The sequence below is a fragment of the Phenylobacterium sp. genome (genome assembly GCF_004297125.1).
Taxonomy (GTDB): domain Bacteria; phylum Pseudomonadota; class Alphaproteobacteria; order Caulobacterales; family Caulobacteraceae; genus Phenylobacterium.
The window spans coordinates 160,408-179,973 of the sequence record NZ_SCVD01000024.1 but is presented as its reverse complement, the minus strand read 5'-3'; the positions used below and the strand labels follow the sequence as shown (position 1 = coordinate 179,973).

The 19,566-nt window shown below is 68.6% G+C and carries 11 protein-coding genes and 1 riboswitch; of the genes, 1 reads left to right on the top strand and 10 read right to left on the bottom strand.

Annotated features, from left to right (window positions below):
* Positions 1–5,841 carry a HAMP domain-containing protein gene (locus EPO51_RS17110; RefSeq protein WP_293352747.1) on the bottom strand — a complete coding sequence of 1,947 codons (5,841 nt, stop codon included), beginning with the start codon at positions 5,839–5,841 and terminating at the stop codon, positions 1–3.
* Between the two features lie 224 nt (positions 5,842–6,065).
* Between EPO51_RS17110 and EPO51_RS17105 the strand changes: the two genes are divergently transcribed.
* Positions 6,066–6,194 carry a hypothetical protein gene (locus EPO51_RS17105; protein ID WP_293352745.1) on the top strand — a complete coding sequence of 43 codons (129 nt, stop codon included), beginning with the start codon at positions 6,066–6,068 and terminating at the stop codon, positions 6,192–6,194.
* 226 nt (positions 6,195–6,420) lie between these two features.
* Here the strand turns inward: EPO51_RS17105 and EPO51_RS17100 are convergent, their stop codons facing one another.
* From EPO51_RS17100 to EPO51_RS17060, 9 genes are all read right to left on the bottom strand, one after another.
* Positions 6,421–7,674 (bottom strand): spinster family MFS transporter, encoded by a 1,254-nt coding sequence (locus EPO51_RS17100; protein WP_293352743.1) that lies wholly within the window; start codon positions 7,672–7,674, stop codon positions 6,421–6,423.
* 58 nt (positions 7,675–7,732) lie between these two features.
* Entirely contained in the window at positions 7,733–9,961 is a 2,229-nt protein-coding gene (locus tag EPO51_RS17095; RefSeq protein WP_293352741.1) for a TonB-dependent receptor, read from the bottom strand.
* A gap of 173 nt (positions 9,962–10,134) precedes the next feature.
* Entirely contained in the window at positions 10,135–10,827 is a 693-nt protein-coding gene (locus EPO51_RS17090; RefSeq protein ID WP_293352739.1) for a TetR/AcrR family transcriptional regulator, read from the bottom strand.
* A 75-nt stretch (positions 10,828–10,902) separates the two neighbouring features.
* Entirely contained in the window at positions 10,903–12,786 is a 1,884-nt protein-coding gene (locus EPO51_RS17085) for a hypothetical protein (protein WP_293352738.1), read from the bottom strand.
* A 118-nt stretch (positions 12,787–12,904) separates the two neighbouring features.
* Positions 12,905–14,371 carry a cobyric acid synthase gene (locus EPO51_RS17080; RefSeq protein WP_293352737.1) on the bottom strand — a complete coding sequence of 489 codons (1,467 nt, stop codon included), beginning with the start codon at positions 14,369–14,371 and terminating at the stop codon, positions 12,905–12,907.
* 1 nt (position 14,372) lies between these two features.
* Positions 14,373–15,149, bottom strand: a complete 777-nt coding sequence (locus EPO51_RS17075) for an ABC transporter ATP-binding protein (protein WP_293352735.1) — start codon at positions 15,147–15,149, stop codon at positions 14,373–14,375.
* Positions 15,146–16,135, bottom strand: a complete 990-nt coding sequence (locus EPO51_RS17070) for a FecCD family ABC transporter permease (protein ID WP_293352733.1) — start codon at positions 16,133–16,135, stop codon at positions 15,146–15,148. The genes EPO51_RS17075 and EPO51_RS17070 overlap by 4 nt, the downstream gene beginning before the upstream one ends.
* Complete coding sequence (locus EPO51_RS17065) at positions 16,132–16,989, bottom strand: ABC transporter substrate-binding protein (protein WP_293352731.1); 858 nt, start codon at positions 16,987–16,989, stop codon at positions 16,132–16,134. The genes EPO51_RS17070 and EPO51_RS17065 overlap by 4 nt, the downstream gene beginning before the upstream one ends.
* An 18-nt stretch (positions 16,990–17,007) precedes the next feature.
* Positions 17,008–19,008 (bottom strand): TonB-dependent receptor plug domain-containing protein, encoded by a 2,001-nt coding sequence (locus EPO51_RS17060; RefSeq protein ID WP_293352729.1) that lies wholly within the window; start codon positions 19,006–19,008, stop codon positions 17,008–17,010.
* Positions 19,009–19,201: 193 nt separating this feature from the next.
* A riboswitch (cobalamin riboswitch) is annotated at positions 19,202–19,407 on the bottom strand.
* Positions 19,408–19,566: the final 159 nt, after the last annotated feature.

Here is a 19,566-nt window from a genome sequence, read left to right as displayed (position 1 = left end):
TCAGCTCGCTTGGGGCATCAGGGAGACCACTGTGTCGCTGGCCAGCTTCATCGCATCGGCCCGCTGGATCGAGACGCGCAGCACCGAGATGAGGTGGTCGATGTCCACCGGCTTGGAAACGTAGTCGGACGCGCCGGCCTGGATGCATTTCTGACGGTCGCCCTTCATCGCCTTGGCCGTCACGGCCACGATCGGGATGTCAGCGGAGTCCGGCCGCGACCGGATCTCGCGGATCGTCTCATAGCCATCCATATCTGGCATCATGATGTCCACCAGCACCACGTCCATGTCGGCCTTGTCCTCGAGGATCTCGAGGCCGGCCCGACCGCTCTCGGCATAGGACAGGTCGATACCGTATTCCTCCAGCGCCGAGGCGAGCGAGAAGATGTTGCGGATGTCGTCGTCGATGACCAGCACCTTGCGGCCCGTGAGCACCGCATCCTCGTGCCGGCTTTGGGTAAGCTTGGCCTTGGCGGGCGCCGACAGGGTCTCCAGCGGCGTGTGCAGCAGCAGGCTGGCCTGGTCGACCAGCTGGTCCGGCGTGCGGGCCATGCGGACCAGGCCGCCGAACACCGACAGGCGCAGGCGCCGGTCGTCGTCGGGCTCCATCTCGGTCGGCGCATAGACCAACACTGGCGTGCAGCGGCCCTCCGCCTGCTTGAGCTGGTCGATGAGTTGCGCGACCGGCATGGCCGAGCTCTCGATGACCACCGCGTCCGGAAGCTCCGCGGCGGGCCGGGCGATCACGGCGTTGAAGTCCTCGGCCAGCTCCAGGTCGGCGAAGCACTGCCGCAGGATCTCGGCCGCCTCCCCTTCCCGCCCGACCAGCACGATCCGGCGATCGGCCTTGTCGGCGAAGGTCTTCACGCCCTGCAGGGTCGAGACCACCACCTCGCGCTCCACCGGCTTGTGGGTGAAGCCGAAGGCGCCCATCGAAAGGCCCAGGCCCTTCTGGTCGTCGGCCGAGATGACGTGGACGGGGATGTGCCGCGTCTCGGGCGTGCGCTTCAGCAGGTCCAGCAGGGCCAGGCCGTCCATGTCCGGAAGCCCGATGTCCAGCATGATGGCGTCGGGGCCGAAGCGGCGGGCCAGCGACGGGGCCGCTCCGCCCTCGCCCGTGACGACGCCCTTGAAGCCGCTGTCGTGGACCAGGTTGAGCAGAATCGAGGCGAAGCGCGGATCGTCCTCCACGATCAACACCACCGAGTCCTCGGAGGTGATCAGGTCGCGGTCGTCGGCCACCGCCTCCGCCGGCTCGTCCGAGAAGGACGACGGCATCAGCATCGGCCGCGGGAGCTGCGGGGCGGCGCCGGAGCGGGTCGGCGGCGCCTGGGCCGGGCTGAAGTTTAGCGGCAGGTAGAGGGTGAAGGTCGACCCCTTGCCGGGCGTCGAGACGACCCGCAGTTCACCGCCCAGCAGCCGGGTGATCTCACGGCTGATCGACAGGCCCAGGCCCGTGCCGCCGTACTTGCGGCTGGTGGTGCCGTCGGCCTGCTGGAAGGCCTCGAAGATGATCCGCTGCTTCTCCTCCGGAATGCCGATTCCGGAATCTTCCACTGAGAATGCAAGCACTTGTCCGGCAGTGTTCAGGTGGTCGTTGGTGGGGTTCCAGCCGGAATGGGCCCGCGCCACCTTGAGCCTGACGTGCCCCTTCTCGGTGAACTTGAAGGCGTTGGAGAGCAGGTTCTTGATGATCTGCTGCAGCCGCTTGTCGTCGGTGTACATGGAGCGCGGCAGGGCCGGATCGAGGTCGACGATGAACTCCAGCTTCTTGTCCGCCGCCACCTGGCTGAAGGTGCGGTCGGTCTGATCGCGCAGGCTGGCGAACGACATCTCGCTGATGTCGAGGGTGGTGGTGCCGCTCTCGATCTTCGACAGGTCCAGGATGTCGTTGATGAGGCCCAGCAGGTCCGCGCCGGCGGCGTGGATGTTGTGGGCGAACTCAACCTGCTTCTCCGACAGATTGCCCTGGGTGTTGTCCGCCAGGAGCTTGGAGAGGATCAGCAGCGAGTTCAGCGGCGTGCGCAGCTCGTGGCTCATGTTGGCCAGGAACTCGGACTTGTACTTCGAGGTCAGCGCCAGCTGCTCGGCCTTGTCCTCCAGCGCGATCTTGGCCTGTTCCACCTCGCGGTTCTTGGCTTCCACCTGCTGGTTCTGGACCGACAGCAGGTGCGCCTTCTCCTGCAGCTCGGCGTTGGTCTGCTGCAGTTCCTCCTGCTTGGTGCGCAGCAGCTCCTCGGACTGACGGAGCGAGGCGGCCTGTTGCTCCAGCCGGTCGTTGGTCTTCTTCAGCTCCTCCTGCTGCGCCTGCAGCTCGGAGGTCAGGAGCTGCGACTGCTTCAGCAGGCCCTCGGTCCGCATGTTCGCGGCGATGGTGTTCAGCACGATGCCGATGGATTCCATCAGCTGGTCCAGGAACTGCTGCTGGGTCTCGTTGAACTCGCCGAAGGTGGCCAGCTCGATCACCGCCTTCACCTCGCCCTCGAACAGGGCCGGCAGCACGATGATGTTGGCCGGCGCCGCCTCCCCGAGGCCGGAGGAGATCTGCACATAGTCCTTGGGCACGTTGCTCAGCAGGATGCGCGACTTCTCGTAGGCGCATTGCCCGATCAGGCCCTCGCGGAGCTTGAACGAATTGGCCAGGTGCTTGCGGTTGTTGAAGGCGTAGGACGACGCCAGGTTCAGCACCGAATTGCCGTCCTCGTCGCGGTCCGAGACGTAGAACACGGCGTGCTGGGCGTTGATCAGCGGCGCCAGCTCGCTCAGCACCAGGTTCGACACCGTCGACAGGTCGCGCTCGCCCTGCAGCATGCGGGTGAACCGGGCCAGGTTGGTCTTCAGCCAGTCCTGCTCGGTGTTCTTCAACGTCTGATCGCGAAGATTCCGGATCATCTCGTTGATATTGTTCTTCAATTCCTCAACCTCGCCGGACGCCTCGACGGTGATCGACCGCGTCAGGTCGCCCTTGGTCACGGCGGTCGACACCTCGGCGATGGCGCGGACCTGAGTGGTCAGGTTGGCGGCCAGTTCGTTCACGTTGTCGGTGAGGTCGCGCCACAGGCCGGCGGCGCCGGGCACCCGGGCCTGGCCGCCCAGCTTGCCCTCGATCCCCACTTCGCGGGCCACGTTGGTCACCTGGTCGGCGAAGGTGGCCAGGGTCTCGATCATGCCGTTGATGGTGTCGGCCAGCGCCGCGATCTCGCCCTTGGCGTCCAGGGTCAGCTTGCGCTTCAGGTCGCCGGTCGCCACCGCGGTCACCACGTCGGCGATGTTCCGCACCTGGCCGGTCAGGTTGCCGGCCATCATGTTCACGTTGTCGGTCAGGTCCTTCCAGGTCCCGGCCACGCCGGGCACCTGCGCTTGGCCCCCCAGCTTGCCTTCGGTGCCGACTTCGCGCGCCACCCGCGTGACCTCGGAGGCGAAGGCGTTGAGCTGGTCCACCATGATGTTGATGGTGTTCTTCAGCTCCAGGATTTCCCCGCGCACGTCCACGGTGATCTTCTTGGAGAGGTCGCCGCGGGCCACGGCGGTGGTCACGTCGGCGATGTTCCGCACCTGGCCGGTCAGGTTGCCGGCCATCAGGTTCACGTTGTCGGTCAGCTCCTTCCACGTCCCGGCGACGCCCTTCACCTGCGCCTGACCACCGAGCTTGCCTTCCGTGCCCACCTCGCGGGCCACACGGGTCACTTCCGAGGCGAACGAGTTCAGCTGGTCCACCATGGTGTTGATGGTGTTCTTCAGCTCCAGGATCTCGCCGCGCACGTCCACGGTGATCTTGCGCGAAAGGTCGCCGTTGGCCACGGCGGTGGTCACTTCGGCGATGTTCCGCACCTGACCGGTCAGGTTGTTCGCCATGAAGTTCACGTTGTCGGTCAGCTCTTTCCAGGTCCCGGCGACGCCCTTCACCTGCGCCTGACCGCCGAGCTTGCCTTCCGTGCCCACTTCGCGGGCGACGCGGGTCACTTCCGAGGCGAACGCATTGAGCTGGTCCACCATGGTGTTGATGGTGTTCTTCAGCTCCAGGATCTCGCCCTTCACGTCGGCGGTGATCTTCTTGGAGAGGTCGCCGTTGGCCACGGCGGTGGTCACCTCGGCGATGTTGCGGACCTGGCCGGTCAGGTTGTTCGCCATCAGGTTCACGTTGTCGGTGAGGTCCTTCCAGGCGCCGGCGACGCCCTTCACCTCGGCCTGGCCGCCCAGCTTGCCCTCGGTGCCCACCTCCCGCGCGACGCGGGTCACTTCCGAGGAGAACGAGTTCAGCTGGTCCACCAGGGTGTTGATGGTGTTCTTCAGCTCCAGGATCTCGCCTCGCACATCCACGGTGATCTTCTTCGACAGGTCGCCGTTGGCGATGGCGGTGGTCACCTCGGCGATGTTGCGGACCTGGCCGGTCAGGTTGCCGGCCATCAGGTTCACGTTGTCGGTGAGCTCCTTCCAGGCCCCGCCAACGCCCTTCACCTGGGCCTGGCCGCCCAGTTTGCCTTCCGTACCCACCTCGCGCGCCACGCGGGTCACTTCCGACGCGAAGGCGTTCAGCTGGTCGACGAGCGTGTTGATGGTGATCTTGAGCTCGGAGATCTCGCCCTTCACGTCCACGGTGATCTTCTTGGACAGGTCGCCGTTGGCGATGGCGGTCGTGACCTCGGCGATGTTCCGCACCTGGCCGGTCAGGTTGGCGGCCATGAAATTCACGTTGTCGGTCAGGTCCTTCCAGGCGCCCGTGACGCCCTCCACCCGGGCTTGGCCGCCCAGCTTGCCCTCGGTGCCCACTTCGCGGGCCACGCGGGTCACTTCCGAGGAGAAGGCGTTGAGCTGGTCCACCATGATGTTGATGGTGTTCTTCAGCTCCAGGATCTCACCCCGCACCTCCACGGTGATCTTCTTGGAGAGGTCGCCCCGGGCCACGGCGGTGGTCACGTCGGCGATGTTGCGGACCTGGCCGGTCAGGTTGCCGGCCATCAGGTTCACGTTGTCGGTGAGGTCCTTCCAGGCCCCGGTGACGCCCTTCACCTGGGCCTGGCCGCCGAGCTTGCCTTCCGTCCCCACTTCGCGGGCCACGCGGGTCACTTCGGAGGAAAAGGCGTTCAGCTGGTCCACCATGGTGTTGATGGTGTTCTTCAGCTCCAGCACCTCGCCCTTCACGTCCACGGTGATCTTGCGGCTCAAGTCGCCGTTGGCCACGGCGGTGGTCACCTCGGCGATGTTCCGCACCTGGCTCGTCAGGTTGGCGGCCATGAAGTTCACGTTGTCGGTCAGGTCCTTCCAGGCGCCGGTCACGCCCTTCACCTGGGCCTGGCCGCCCAGCTTGCCCTCGGTGCCGACCTCGCGCGCCACGCGCGTCACCTCGGCGGCGAACGAGCCGAGCTGGCCCACCATGGTGTTCACCACCTTGCCGATCCGCAGGAACTCGCCGCGCAGCGGCCTTTCCTCGTTCTCCATGTCCATGGTCTGGCCCAGGTCGCCCTTGGCCACGGCGCCGATCACGCGGGCCATTTCCGCCGTCGGGTGGATCATGTCGGTGATAAGGGTGTTCACGGCCTCGACCGAGGCCGCCCACGACCCCTGGGCGGCGGGCAGCCTGGCGCGATGGCTGATCTTGCCCTGTCGGCCCACCGTGTCGCCCAGCCGTTCGAATTCGCGGGTCATGCGATCGTTCTGTTCGACCACGTCGTTGAAGGCCTCGGCGATCTCGCCCGCCATGCCCGTCGACCGCGGGAGGCGCACCGAGAAATCGCCCCGCCGGAAGGCTCGCAACGCTGCCAGCAACTGGGCGGTATCGACCTCCGCCTCCGGACCTGGCGCACGACGGGTCTTGGCGGTCTTGGCAGCGGCAGCAGGCATGTTTCCCCCGACAGGAATTGGTCCGCGATCGCGGGGAAATGCCCTGGCGCGCGCCAGGCACACCCCCACCGTTCCGGGAAACGTCGCCCTACAGCCACGGTTCCAGCTTCGCCGGAAATTTAAGCCGGCCCATTGTCAAAGAAACCTGAAGTTTAGTGAGGTCAACCTTCAGGCGCAGCGCGCCTCGGCGGAACCGGCCTGTGGCGGCGCCGTTCCTTGGCCCGATGTCACAGCCCTACGACGCGTCCGCCTTCGAACCGCCGCCGGACGCTGAAGCGTTCTATACGGAGAGCCCGCGCCTGCTCACGGAATGCACGATCCCGGTGGTCGGCCTCCTGGGCAACAACGCCTGAGAGTGCGGCCAGCCGTCGGAGGTGTCGCGCATCCTGCAGGACGCCGGGATGAAGCTGCTGGACGGCGAGGCGTCGAGATCGAGGTCTAGGCTTCAGGCCGAAAAAAAGGCCGCACCCGGAGGTGCGGCCAAGTCATTAGGGAGGAAACGCCCAAAAGGGCAGGACCTTTCTGCGCCTTTGCTGCACTGCACGCAAGCGCTAATTTCATTCCGAGGTGAAATCCGTTTCATGCGACCCAGTCGCGCTTGAGGCCCCGCGCTGCGAAGGCGAACAAGGCCGCGCTGACCAGGTAGAATCCCAACCCCGAGTAGATGGCGTAGCGGAGGGCTTCCGCTCCGTAACGTGGCGTAAGGGCGTCGGAAACGGCCCCGAAGTACCAGGTGCCCAGGCCAAGGCCGATCAGGTTGTTCACGAACAGGAAGCAGGCCGATGCGGTGGACCGCTGGGCTGGTGCGACAAGATGCTGCACTGCCGTAATGACCGGCCCCAGCCAGACTAGATTGAGCCCCGTGGGGATCAGGAACAGGATGAAGGCCAGCCAAAGTTCCTTGGCCTGGACCGCCAGGACGAAGCACGGCAGCGCCAGCAGGAACGCCACCGCCGGCACCAGCAGATAGGCCGCCGGCCGCGCGCGGCCAAGGCGGTCGCCCAGCACCCCGCCGGCCCAGACGCCGATCACCCCGCCGACCAGGGTCATGGCGCCCAGGAACAGCGAGCGATCGACCAGACCCATGCCGAGGCTGCGCTCGAAAAAGCTGGGCAGCCAGAACGCCACGCCGTAGCCGCAAACCGAAGAAGCGGCCGCCCCCAGCGAGATCAGCCAGAAGCTGGGCTTGGCCAGCAGGGCCCGGATGCCGCCGGCGGCCGGCGCCTGCTCGACGGCGGCGGCAGCCGCCTCGCGCGGCGGCTCGCGGACCACGAAGCGGAACAGCGGCGCCAGCGCCACGCCCGCCAGACCCACGACGATGAAGGCCGCACGCCAGTCGATCGCGTGCGCGATCAGCCCGCCGAACAGGATGCCCAGCGCCGAGCCGATGGGGATTCCGAACGAATAGGCCGCCAGCGCCCTCGCCCGCTGCTCCTTGGGGAAGTAGTCGCTGATCAGGGAATAGGCCGGGGCCACGCCGCCGGCCTCGCCGACGCCCACGCCCATCCTGCAGAGGAAGAGCTGCCAGAAGCCGGTGGCGAAGCCGCAGAGGGCGGTGAATCCGCTCCACAGGGTCAGGGCCCCTGTCATGATCCAGGTCCGGCTCCACCGATCGGCCAAGGCGGCGATGGGAACGCCCAGGCCCGTGTAGAACAGGGCGAACGCCAGGCCGCCCATCAGGCCGAGCTGGCTGTCGCTGAGCCCCAGCTCGGCCTTGATCGGCCCCGCCAGGATTCCGAGGATCTGACGGTCCAGGAAGTTGAAGGTGTAGGCGAGGATGAGGACCGCCAGCACCATCCGGGGTGAGCTGGCGCGCCGCGCTTTCGAGGCCATGGGGACCGCCTGAATCAAGAACGCCCGGCTCTTGTGGAGCCGGGCGTCGATGAGGAAACTAGAACTTCGCCTGGACCGAAAGGGTCACGGTGCGCGGCGGACCGTAGTAGGCGGTCACCGAGTTGCCGAACAGGACGCCGGCCGCCTGCGAGAAGTTGTAGCCCCCGATGCGGTACTCTTCCTTGCCGAGGTTCTTGCCGTGCAGGCCCACCGTGTAGCGGTCATCGGCCGACGTCCAGACGACGCTGGCGTCCAGCAGCCAATAGCTGTCCTGGTCGATGATCGAAGGGACTTCGAACATGTGGAACGACGAACGGTAGGAGGCCGACGGGATGAAGGCGATCGAGCCGTGGTCGCCCAGGTCGTGGCGATAGGTCAGGCTGGCCGAACCGTTCCACTTGGGGGTGTTCTGGAAGACGCGGCTGTCGGCAAAGTCACGGACCACGGGAGGCGTGGTGGTCAGATCCAGCGCGCGGTATTCGTCGAACTCGGCCTTGGTGTAGCCGAGCGAGAAGTTGGCGAAGAGCGACGAGGTGAACGTCGCCTGGCCTTCGACCTCGGCGCCGTAGATGTGCGACTTGCCGACGTTCAGAACCTGGGAGGCGATCGAGGCGCCGACCGGGGTCTGTTGGGTGATCTGCTGGTCCTTGTACTTCGAGTAGAACACCGCGGTGTTAAGCGACAGGCGGCGGTCGAAGAAGTAGCCCTTCAAGCCGCCCTCGAACGAGTCGACCGTCTCCGGATCGTACCCATTCACCGAGTTGGGGGTGAGGATCGCATCGGCGCGCATGTCGAACCCCCCCGACTTGAAGCCCTTGCTGTACGAGACGTAGCTCGAGACGTCGGGGGTGATCTCGTAGCTGACACTCACCCGCGGCGTGAACTTCTCGTAGGTGTCCGAGTTGGTGAAGTTCGAACGGACCAGGCCGGGGATCGCCGTCGGGTTGCCGAACAGCGGGGTCTTCAGCCCCGTAAAGTTCTGGCGATAGACCTGGCCGGTCTTCTTGTCGTGGGTGTAGCGGCCGCCCACCGAGATCGAAAGCTGGTCGGTGAGGTCGTAGCTGACGTCAGCGAAGGCCGAGTAGCTCTTGGTGTCGACGTGGCCCGCGGTGGCGATGGACAGGTTGGCCTGGCCCACCACGGTGTCGAAGGCGCCCGCCGCCGTGGCGTTGAGGTAGTAGAGGCCGAACACGCCCTGGAGCCGCTCGCCCGTGTAGAGCGCCTGGAATTCCTGGGTGAACTGGTGGTCGTTGTAGCGGGCCGGGATGTCCAGCAGCGCGGCCGGCTCGTTGTCGAAGTCGATCACGCCCTCGGTCTCACCGGCGCGATAGGCGGTGATCGACTTGAAGGTCAGGGTGTCGGAGGCCTTCCACTCGCCCAGCAGCGAGACGCCGCGGGCCTCGACCTTGTTCTTGTCGCCCGCGCCGGCGCGGGTGTCGTAGACGTCGTCCAGCACCGTGGCGGTCGGGATCGGCGCGCCGGTGGCGGTCAGGCCCGGCACTTCGCGGTGACCGTGGCGAGGGTTCGAACGATCCTCGACGATATCGCCCGACAGGCGGAAGAACAGATTGTCGGTCGGCGTCAGCTCGACGGTCGCGCGGGCGGCGGTGACGTCCTTGTCGTAGTGCTCGGCGCCGGTGGTCAGGTTCTTGCCGAAGCCATCGCGGTTGAACGAGGCCCACGTCAGGCCGAGGCCCACATAGTCGTTCACCCGGGCCTTGGCCGAGGCGATCACGTCCAGCTGGTCGTACGAACCATAGTTGCCGCGCAGCTTGATCTCGGGCTCGCCCTCGATCTTGGCGGTCACGTACTTGATCGCGCCGCCGATGGTGTTGCGGCCGTAGAGCGTGCCCTGCGGTCCGCGCAGCACTTCCAGGCGCTGGACGTCGAAGATGTCGAGCACGGCGGCCTGCGGGCGGGCGACGTAGACGTCGTCGATGTAGAGGCCGACGCCGGGCTCGAAGCCCCACAGCGGGTCCTGCTGGCCGACGCCGCGGATGAAGGAGATCAGCGTCGAGTTCGACCCGCGGGCCACCTGGACGGTCAGGTTGGGCGTGGTCTGCTGCAGGTTGGTGATGTCCACAGCGCCGGTGGCGGCCAGGCGCTCGCCGCTCACGGCGGTGACAGCCACGGGCACGTCCTTCAGGCTTTCCTCGCGCCGGCGGGCGGTGACCACCACTTCCTCGACGCCGACGTCATCGGCGGCCGCGGTCTGGGCGATGGCGAGGGTAGGAACGACGGACCAGGCCGCGCCCGCAAGCAGGGCGGCTTTCACCAGCTTCTTCATGTGTATCCTCCCGAAGATCCCTTGGACGCCCCCCATGGGCAGCCTGGAATCAACGATTTCACCAAGGGGTGAATTAAGCTGGAGTGTTGAGGCATTCCGGCGCGACAAGCCAGCCGCTCGCGGCGACGTCGCACGCTTTTTGATCAACTGATGAATTTACGACACAGTCCGGCCTACACCCGGCGGCGGACGATTTCCTCGAGTCCGGCCGCGCACCAGGCGTAGAGCCGCGCGCGCACGGCCTCCAGGTCGGTCGAACGGCAGAGCCCGTCCGAGAGCTGGTCGATCCGGCCCGTCTCGGACAGGGTCAGCATCATCGCCCCGGTCAGGAACTGATAGGCCCAGTAGAGGTCCCGCAGCTCGGCGTCCGGCAGGGCCGCCCTCAGAGTGTCGATAAGCTGGTGGACCACCGGATCGAAGAACCGGTGCATCGTCTCGCCGCCCCAGGCCGGGGTGTTGTTCACTAGAGCCACCAGCCGGAAGTAGTTCTTCCAGCCTTCGTCGTTGGTCATCGAACGCTCGACGAGCGGGCCGATGAACGCCTCGATGACGCCCTCGGGGGTCAGGTCGCCCGGGTGGCTCGCGACATAGGCCCGCATCGCCTCCAGGCGTGCGTCGTTCAGGATCTCGGCGCGCCGGGCGAAGACGCTGTCGAAGAGTTCGCGTTTGGCGCCGAAGTAGTAGTGGATCAGAGCGGTGTCGACGCCGGCCTCCGCTGCCACCTGGCGCACGGTGACGCCATAGAACCCGTGGCGCGAGAACAGCGCCTCGGCGGCGTCCAGGATGGATTGGCGCAGGTCAGGCCCCTGCCCCTTGGGCCTGCGCCCCCGCAGGGCGCCTCCCGCCTTTCCGTCCGCGCGCGCCATGGCCTCCCCGCTATGCCATTGCATGTGGCTAGCACTGTTCGGGCGCATTGCCAGTCCGGCGAGGCGTCCCGCGGCTCAGGCGCCGAAGATCCAGGACCCGGTGAGCGAGGTCATGGCCACGCCCACCAGGATCATCTGGCCGCCGCCGACCATGCTGACGACCGTGTCCGCGCCGACCTGGGCCGTCGTGTAGCGCGTCCCGGGATCGAGCTGGACCCGGTCGCCCTGGGCCAGGCTGAAGTCGGTGACCCGATCGATCCCGGCCTCGCCGAAGGCGTGGAAGGTGTCCGCGCCCGCCCCGCCGGTCAGGGTGTCGTTGTCCCGATCGCCCGACAGCCAGTCGTCGCCCGCCCCGCCGATCAGCACGTCGTCCTGCTGACCGCCCCGGATGAGGTCGTTCCCCGCGCCACCGTCACAGGTGTCGTTCCCGATATTGCCGTAGACGATGTCGCTTCCCTCGTCTCCGGCGAGGCGATCATTGTCCTTGCCGCCGACGACCCAATCGTCGCCTGCTCCGCCCGAGGCGCTGTCGTCGCCGGCGTTGCCGTTGATGTCGTCGAACACGCCGCCGCCGGTCAGGCTGTCGTTCCCGTCGTCGCCGCGCAGATAGCTCGCGCCATCGCCGCCGCTGACCGTGTCGGCGCCGGTCCCGCCCTGGATGGTGTCGTCGCCCGCCTCGCCGAACAGCATGTCCTCGGCCCCCGCGCCGCTCAGCGAGTCCGCGCCCGACCCGCCGACCAGGACGTCCGCAAGCGAACCGCCCTGCAGGGTGTCGGCGCCCACGTCGCCGAACAGGACAACGGATTCGATGCCCGACCACGTCCCCCCGTCGGCGCTGAGGGTCGCGTAGCTGAGCGAGACCGCCGCCCCGCCCGCGGGCGAAAGCCACAGCTCGTCGTAGCCATCGCCCCCCTCGACGAAGCTGGCCCCGTCGGCGACCACCAGGACGTCGTCGCCGGTCCCGCCGAGCAGACGGTTCACGCCCGCGCCGCCGTTCAGGGTGTCGTCGCCGCCGTCGCCCGCGAGGACGTCCGCGCCCGCCATGCCCCAGAGGCCGTCGTTCCCCTCGCCACCGGCGAGGTTGTCGTCTCCATTGTCACCGTCGAGGACATCGCTCCCGAGGCCGCCGATGACCGTGTCGGCCCCATCTCCGGCCGCGAGGGTGTCCGCCCCGCCCTCCCCGTCGATCTGATCGTCGCCGCCGCGGCCCATGACGTAGTCGTCGCCCGCGCCGGCCCGGATCCGATCGGCGACCGCCACGCCCGCCAGGGTGTCGCCGTCCGCGCCGCCCGCCTGGGTGAGGAGCAGGCGCGCCGGATCCCAGGACCAGGACGCCGCCTGGGTCCCGTCGGCGTCCGGACCACCGTAGAGGCGCTGGGCCGCCAGCATGTCCAGCGTGCCCAGCCCGGTCGCCGGCCCGCCGGCCGGGTTGTAGGTCATCACCGTGTGGGCGAGATCGTTCAGGGCGCCGTCGAGGGTGACCTCGCCCTCGAACGGATGCTTCAGCCCGATCGCATGGCCGATCTCGTGGATCAGGGTGTCGAAGGTGGCGGCGCCGATGTCGATGAAGATGTCGCCGCCGAACGGCTCTTCCCAGGCGCCGCTGTCGAAATCGAGCACATAGGGCGTGTAGGCGAAGCCGAGGCTATCCGTGCTGTCGGGCGGCGCGAGACCGAAGTCGTAGATCCCCAGGCGGATGTCGCCGAGGCCCGCCGGGACTTCGAACAGCGTCAGTCCGCTGACGTCGGCCCAGGCCGCCAGCGCCAGGCGGGCGATCGCCTGCTCGGCCGCGCTGAACGGCTGGAAGCTGGCGAGGAAGGCGCCGGAATAGGTCCCGGCGAAGATCGGCGACGCCGCGGCGTCGAAGGAATAGGTGACGAAAGCCGGGCGGCCCACGACGCCGACGCCGTTCCAGGAATACCCGGACAGCAGGGCGTCATATGTCGTGACAGCCGGCACGCGCGCTGAGCCCCCTACCAAAAAGGACCCAACCACCCCGGCCGCGCCCGCCCTCCCAAGCGCGCGGACTTCAGATCGCACGCTCAAGCTTTGCAAGCACGCTCACCGGTTGCGGGAATTATTCGGCTGCGCCTCTTGAGGCCAATCCCGCGATCCGGGCCAGGGCGCCGATGTCGAAGGCGCCCGCCAGGGCCTCCGCGATCTCGTCAAGGGCCGCGTCGACGATCGCGTCGTAGTCCCCGACCCTGGAGGTCGCGCCCAATTCGGCCAGGAACGCCGCACGGGCCGACGCCGCGGCGAACAGGCCATGGACGTAGCACCCCGCGATCCGGCCGTCGGCGGAGCGGGCGCCATCGCCGCCGCCGCCCGCCAGGGTGAGGAACGGCCGCTCGGCGCCCGTGGTCCGCCCCACGTGCATCTCGTAGCCGTGGAAGTCCGCGCCGTTCAGTTGCCCCGTCACCGGACGCAGGACCTTGTCGCCGGTCAGGACGGTGTCGACGCCCAGCAGGCCGAGCCCCGGCGCAGATCCCGGCGGACCCTCGACGCCGTCGGGATCGGCGACCCGGGCGCCCAGCATCTGGTAGCCGCCGCAGACGCCCAGCACCCGGCCGCCGCGCCGGACGTGCGCCGCCAGGTCGATGTCCCAGCCTTGACCGCGCAGGAAGGCCAGGTCGGCCAGGGTCGCCTTCGTCCCGGGCAGGATCACCAGGTCGGCGTCCCCCGGCAACGCCTGGCCGGGCGGCACGAACCGCAGGTCGACGTCGGGCTCGGCGCGCAGGGGATCGAAGTCGTCGAAATTGGCGATCCGCGAGAGCATGGGGACCGCGATGGTCACCGCGCGGCGTCCACCAGCGGCCAACCGTTCCAGCACCACGGCGTCTTCGGCCGGCAGGCGGGCCGCGGCCGCCAGCCAGGGGGCCATGCCCAGGTCGGCCCAGCCGGTGCGAGCGACGATTTCCGTGCGACCGTCGTCGAACAACGCAGGGTCGCCGCGGAACTTGTTGATCACGAAGCCGCGGATGCGGTCTCGGTCGGGCCCGTCGAGCACCGCGTGCGCGCCCACCAGGCTGGCGATCACGTGGCCGCGGTCGATGTCGCCGACCAGCACCACCGGGACGTCCGCGGCATGGGCGAACCCCATGTTGGCGATGTCGCCCGCGCGCAGGTTGATTTCCGCCGGGCTGCCCGCGCCTTCCACCACGACCAGATCGGCCTCGGCCGACAGGCGCCGGAAGCTGTCCACGACGGTGGGAAGCAGGCCGGCCTTGCGGTCCTGGAACGCGCGGGCCTGCCAAGTCCCCTCCATCCGCCCGCGCACCACCACCTGGGCGCCGGTGTCGGACTGCGGCTTCAGCAGCACCGGATTCATGTGGACGCTGGGCGGGACACGGCAGGCCAGCGCCTGCAGGGCCTGGGCCCGACCGATTTCGCCCCCGTCGGCGGTGACGGCGGCGTTGTTGGACATGTTCTGCGGCTTGAACGGGCGAACCCGCAGCCCGCGGTTGGCGAACAGGCGGCAGAGGCCCGCCACCAGCACCGACTTGCCCACGTCCGAGCCGCAGCCCTGCAACATCAGCGCGGCCATCTCAGGCCGGCCCGAGGTAGTCGACCAGGGTCTCGCGTCCGGAGCCGTGGATGGCGGCCTCGACCTCGAACACCTGTCGCAGCAGATCCGGCGCCAGGGTCGCGGCCGTGGGGCCGAAGGCGACGAGACGGCCCTGGCGCAGGGCCATGAGATGGGTGGCGTGGCGCGCAGCCAGGGTCAGATCATGGATCGTGGCGACCACCAGACGACCCTCTTCCACCGCCAGCCGGCGCAGGCGGCCCACGGTGTCCAGCCGGTGGCGCGGGTCGAGGCCGGACGTCGGTTCGTCGGCCAGCAGGACCTGCGGATCGCCGATCAGGGCGCGGGCCAGCATCGCGCGAGCCAGTTCGCCGCCGGACAGGGTCGTGGCCGGCTGGAAGCGGTGGTCGACGAGATCGCAGGCTTCGATGGCCCGGGTCAGCCGCGGCTCGAACCCGCCCGGCAGGCCGCCGAACGCCGGAAGCTGCGGGGTCAGGCCCAGCGCCACCAGCCGCTCCACCGAGATCGGCCATTCGGCGCGCAGGCTCTGCGGCAGGTAGGCCCGCCGCTTGGCCAGGTCGCGGCCGTCGAGCGCCAGGACCGGCCGGCCGTCCAGCACGACCTCGCCCGCATCCGGCCTCAGCAGGCCGGCGAGACAGCGGAGCAGCGTCGACTTCCCCGCCCCGTTCGCCCCGATCAGGGCCACGAACATGCCGGCGCCGAGCGTCGCGGAGACGCCATCGACGATGGCGCGGCCGCCTCGGCGGACGGTGACGTCGCGGGCGATGAGCTCGCTCACGGCGCCACCTTGCGCAGGCGCAAGACCAGCCAGAAGAAGAACGGCGTGCCGATCAGGCTGGTGATCACGCCGAGGCGCAGCTCCGAGGTGGTGTGCAGGACCCGCGTTCCGATGTCGGCCAGCAGCAGCAGCGCCGCGCCGAACAGGGCCGACGGCAAAAGCGTCCGGCTGGGCTGGTACCCCACGAACGGCCGGACCAGGTGCGGCGCGATCAGGCCGATGAAGCCGATGGAGCCGGTCACCGAGGTCGCCGCGCCCACCGCCAGGCCGACGCCAAGCAAGACCAGCACCCGCGTCCGGTCCAGGTCGATCCCCAGGCTGGCCGCCTGCTCCTCGCCCAGGGCCAGGGCGTCGATGGCGCGGCCCATGGTGGACAGGATGAACAGGCCCGCCAGGATGAACGGCCCCGCCAGCAGGATGTGGTCCCAACTCCTCTGCGACAGCGAGCCCAGCATCCAGATGCTCATCTCGAAGGCAGCGTACGGATTGGGCGCGAAGTTCAGGGCCATGGCCAGGAAGGCGGCCATGAGGCCGGAGACCGCCGAGCCGGCCAGGATCAGGCTGAGCGTGCCGCCGCGTCCCAGGGCGAAGGTCAGGGCCCCGGCTCCCAGGGCGCCCGCCAGGCCCAGCAGAGGCGTCGCCAGGGTGAAGACCGTGGCCAGGCCGAAGTAGATCGACACCACCGCGCCCAGGGCCGCGCCACTGGAGACGCCCAGCAGGCCGGGCTCGGCGAGGGGATTGCGCAACAGGCCCTGTAGCACCGCGCCAGAGAGGCCCAGGGCGGCGCCGACCAGGATCGCCAGGACGGTTCGCGGCAGGCGCAGTTCCACCACCACCAGGCGGGCCAGGTTCACGTCGGACGAGAACAGGCCGTCCAGGATCTGGTGCGGGCCGATGTTGACCCGACCGAGGAACAGCGAGGCGCCGGCGGCCACCGTCAGCACCACGATGGCCAGCAGGCTCATCGGCAGGGCGCGGCCCGTCATCGGCCGGCCCCCTCGCGACGCGGCAGGGCGTCGAGCTGCCGACGCAAGTCGACAGCGGCTTTTGCCGACTGCGGCAGACCGCAGTTGAAGGCCACCTCGGGGTAGCCGAGGAAGCGGCCGGCGAAGACGCGGCGGATCACCCGGTGGCGGGCCTCCTCGGCCTGCAGCAGCGGCTTGCCGCCGCCACCGAACAGCAGGGCGTCGGGCTGGGCTTCGAGCAGCCGCTCGACGTCGAAGCTGGTGTAGATCGGGCCGGGCTGGGCGGCGATGTTCACCGCGCCCGCGGCCGTGATGATGCGGTTGGCGAAGGTCTCGGTCCCCGGCACCGTCGCGCCGCCGTCCCAGGCCACAACGCGCACCGGCCGCGACGGCGGATGCGCGGCCAGGCCGGCCAGCCGCGCGTCCATCTGGCGGATCAGCCCCTCGGCGCGTGCCGCCTCGCCCACCGCCGCGCCAACCTGGCGCAGGTTGCGGCGGACGTCGTCGAAGGTCCGGGTGCTCTTCACCTCGACGACCGGGGCGCCGACCTCCTTGGCGAGGCGGCGCGTGACCGCCAGCGAGAAGTCGCCAGTCAGGATCAGGTCCGGCCGGAACTTGATGATGTCTTCCGGGGTCCCGTAGTTGATCGGGATGCCGTCGGCTGCCCCGGGGAACAGCGCCTGGGCCCCGTCCTTGGCGAGGTAGGTCACGCCCGCGATGCGCGCCTTGGACGCGAGCTGCAGCACGAGCAGGTCCGTGCATTGGTTCATCGACAGGATGCGCTGCGGCTTCGGGCGCGCAGGAGAACCCGCGGCCATCCCGGGCAGGATGGCCGCGGCAAGGCCCAGCGCAGCGATGCGAAGGGCTCGTCTCATGTCAGTGTCGGCCCACGCTCAGAACCTCACCCTCGCCCCGACGGTGGCCGTGCGGCCCTGCGTCGGGAACCCGAAGACTTCGTAGTAGTCCTCGTCGGTCAAGTTCTCGACTCGCCCGAACACCTCGACCTGGTCCGACAGGTCGTAGCTGCCCGACAGGTTCACCAGGGTGAAGGACGGCAGCACCACCTTGCCGGCGTTGGCGCCGGTGGCCGGCTTCACGTCGGGCAGAGAGGCCGGGAACGGCGTATTGATGCCCGAGAAGTTGCTGTCGAGCTGGCGGCCGTTGTAACGGACGTTCAGGTTCAGCGTGGCCCGGCCGTCCAGCGGCTTCCAGGTGACGTTGGCGCTGCCGATGTGCGGCGCGCGCCGGATCTCCTCCAGCCCATTCTCCTTGGCGTTCAGGTCGGTGTAGCTGCCGGAGACCGTGAGGTCCGGCAGGACCGCGACCGTCGCGAACAGCTCGAAGCCCTTCTGCTTGGAATCAAACTCGCGGTTGCAGCTGGTGCTGGTCCCGACCGGGGGCGGGTGGCATGCGACGGGCAGGCCCGCGCCGCCGAAGTACGAGAAGATCTCGTCCTCCAGGGTGGCGTCGAAATAGGTCGCGCCCAGGCTGACGCGGCCCTCCCAGAAGGTCAGGTCGGTTCCGACTTCCCAGCCCTCGGACTTCTCGGGCTTCAGGTTCGGGTTGCCGCGGAAGGGGAACGGGCCGGTGGCGTTGAAGCCGAACAACTCGGTCTGGGTCGGGTTCTTGATCCCCGTGCCGCCGGCCGCGCGCACCCGGATCATGTCGCTCACCCGGTAGAAGCCCTGCACCTTCCAGGTGGTGGCGTTCTCGAAGAAGTCGTTGTCGTCGTGGCGCACCGCCCCGCCCAGGCCCGCGACCTCGCCGATCTGCAGGTCGTATTGGGCGACCCCGCCCATATTCTTGACCGAACGCCGCGTCGTGTCGGCCCCGGCGCTGGGCGGCGAGGTGTTCTGGAAGGTTTCCTTCTCCCAGTCGACCGCACCAGTTATCAGGTGGGTGAACTCGCCGGTCTCGAGCCGATAGCTGGTGACGTAGGAGGCCTTCTTGCGCAGGCCGTCGTTGCCGCCGGAACGCTTGCGCCCGCTGTAGCTGTCACGCTCGGCGTCCACGCCCTGGAACGACAGGCTGTGGGTCCAGGCGCCGTCCAGCAGCTTGAGGTCGGCGCCGGCGAAATAGGTCAGGCTCTTGGCGTCGTAGTAGCTGCCGGGGCTGTCGACGACACCGCGCCCGAAGCTGGAGTTGTTGGTCTCGGCGTGGGTGTCGCTGTAGCGCAGCACGCCGCGCAGCTTCAGGGTCTCGGTGACCTGGTAGCCGGCCTTGGCCGAGAACGACTGCAGTTCCGAGCCGATCCTGCGGGTCCCGCCCGGCAGGGTCTGGGTGACATAACCGTCGGTCGTCTGGACGTCGGCGTTCAAGACGACGTCGAAGGGTCCGCTGACCACGGCGTAGCGCGCCGCGCCGCCCAGAGTCCCCTGCGTGCCGAACTCGACGCGCATCCGGCCGCCCGGCGCTTCCTGGGCCGTGGGAGTGATGTAGTTGATGACGCCGGCGATCGCGTCCGAGCCGTAGAGCGCGCTCTGGGCCCCGCGCAGTATCTCGATGCGGGCCACGTCGTCGGCCAGCAGGGTGGCGAAATCATACTCGCCGAAGAACGGGTCGGACGCCTCGATCCCGTCGATCAGGGTCAGGACGTGGTTCGCCTCGCTTCCGCGCACTCGGATCTGGGTCTGGCCGCCGACCGCCCCGGTGCGGCTGACCGCGAAGCCGGGCACGTCGCGCAGCACGTCGGAGACCACGCGGACCTGGCGGTCCTTCATTTGCTGAGTCGTGATGACGGTGACCGACGAGCCGATCTCGTCAGCGTCAACGCCATCAGCGGCGCGCGTTCCGGTGACGATCACTTCGTCGACCGCTGAATCGTCGGCAGCGAAGGCGGGTTGGCTGATGAGTAGCGCGGCGACGCCAGCGCTGAATAGGTGGTTCCTGGGCATCGAAATGGCCCCCTCTGTCCGCGTCCCTACGACATGGCTGAGGGCCTCCCGCGGCGCACCGCGCCATAGGTCGACTGGCCGGCGGGCGTGGACGCTTGGCAGCTCCGCCCGGTCGGTCGAAACGGCCCTCCGCCGCTTCACGTCGTCGCTCAGACGGAGATCCGCGCCCTGGAGGTCCACTGCCCCAAAGCTCGAGCGACACGCACCGACCGGTTTCCTGGCTCGCGGATCATCGCGTCATGCGCTCGCCTTCCCAGGCCCGAAGGCCCAGTGGCCGGCAGGGATAGGTCCCCTGCCCGTCGCATGCGCTCACCGCTCACAGTTACAGGGATAGCTGCAGATCGGGAGATCCCTACTGCATTCCCGTTTAAGCCCGAGGGCTTCGGCGCGCTAAGCGCCACGGCCCGCCGGGGCGCGCCATGACACCGGCGCTCCTTGACGGGCTTTGGCCAGCTTGTCCATGGCCTTCCACGGTCACCCAGCGGCGCCCTCGAAGGCGGACGGCGGTCAGGTGCGGTCGTCAGAATCCACCTTGGCGCGCCCGCGAGTCGGCGCCAG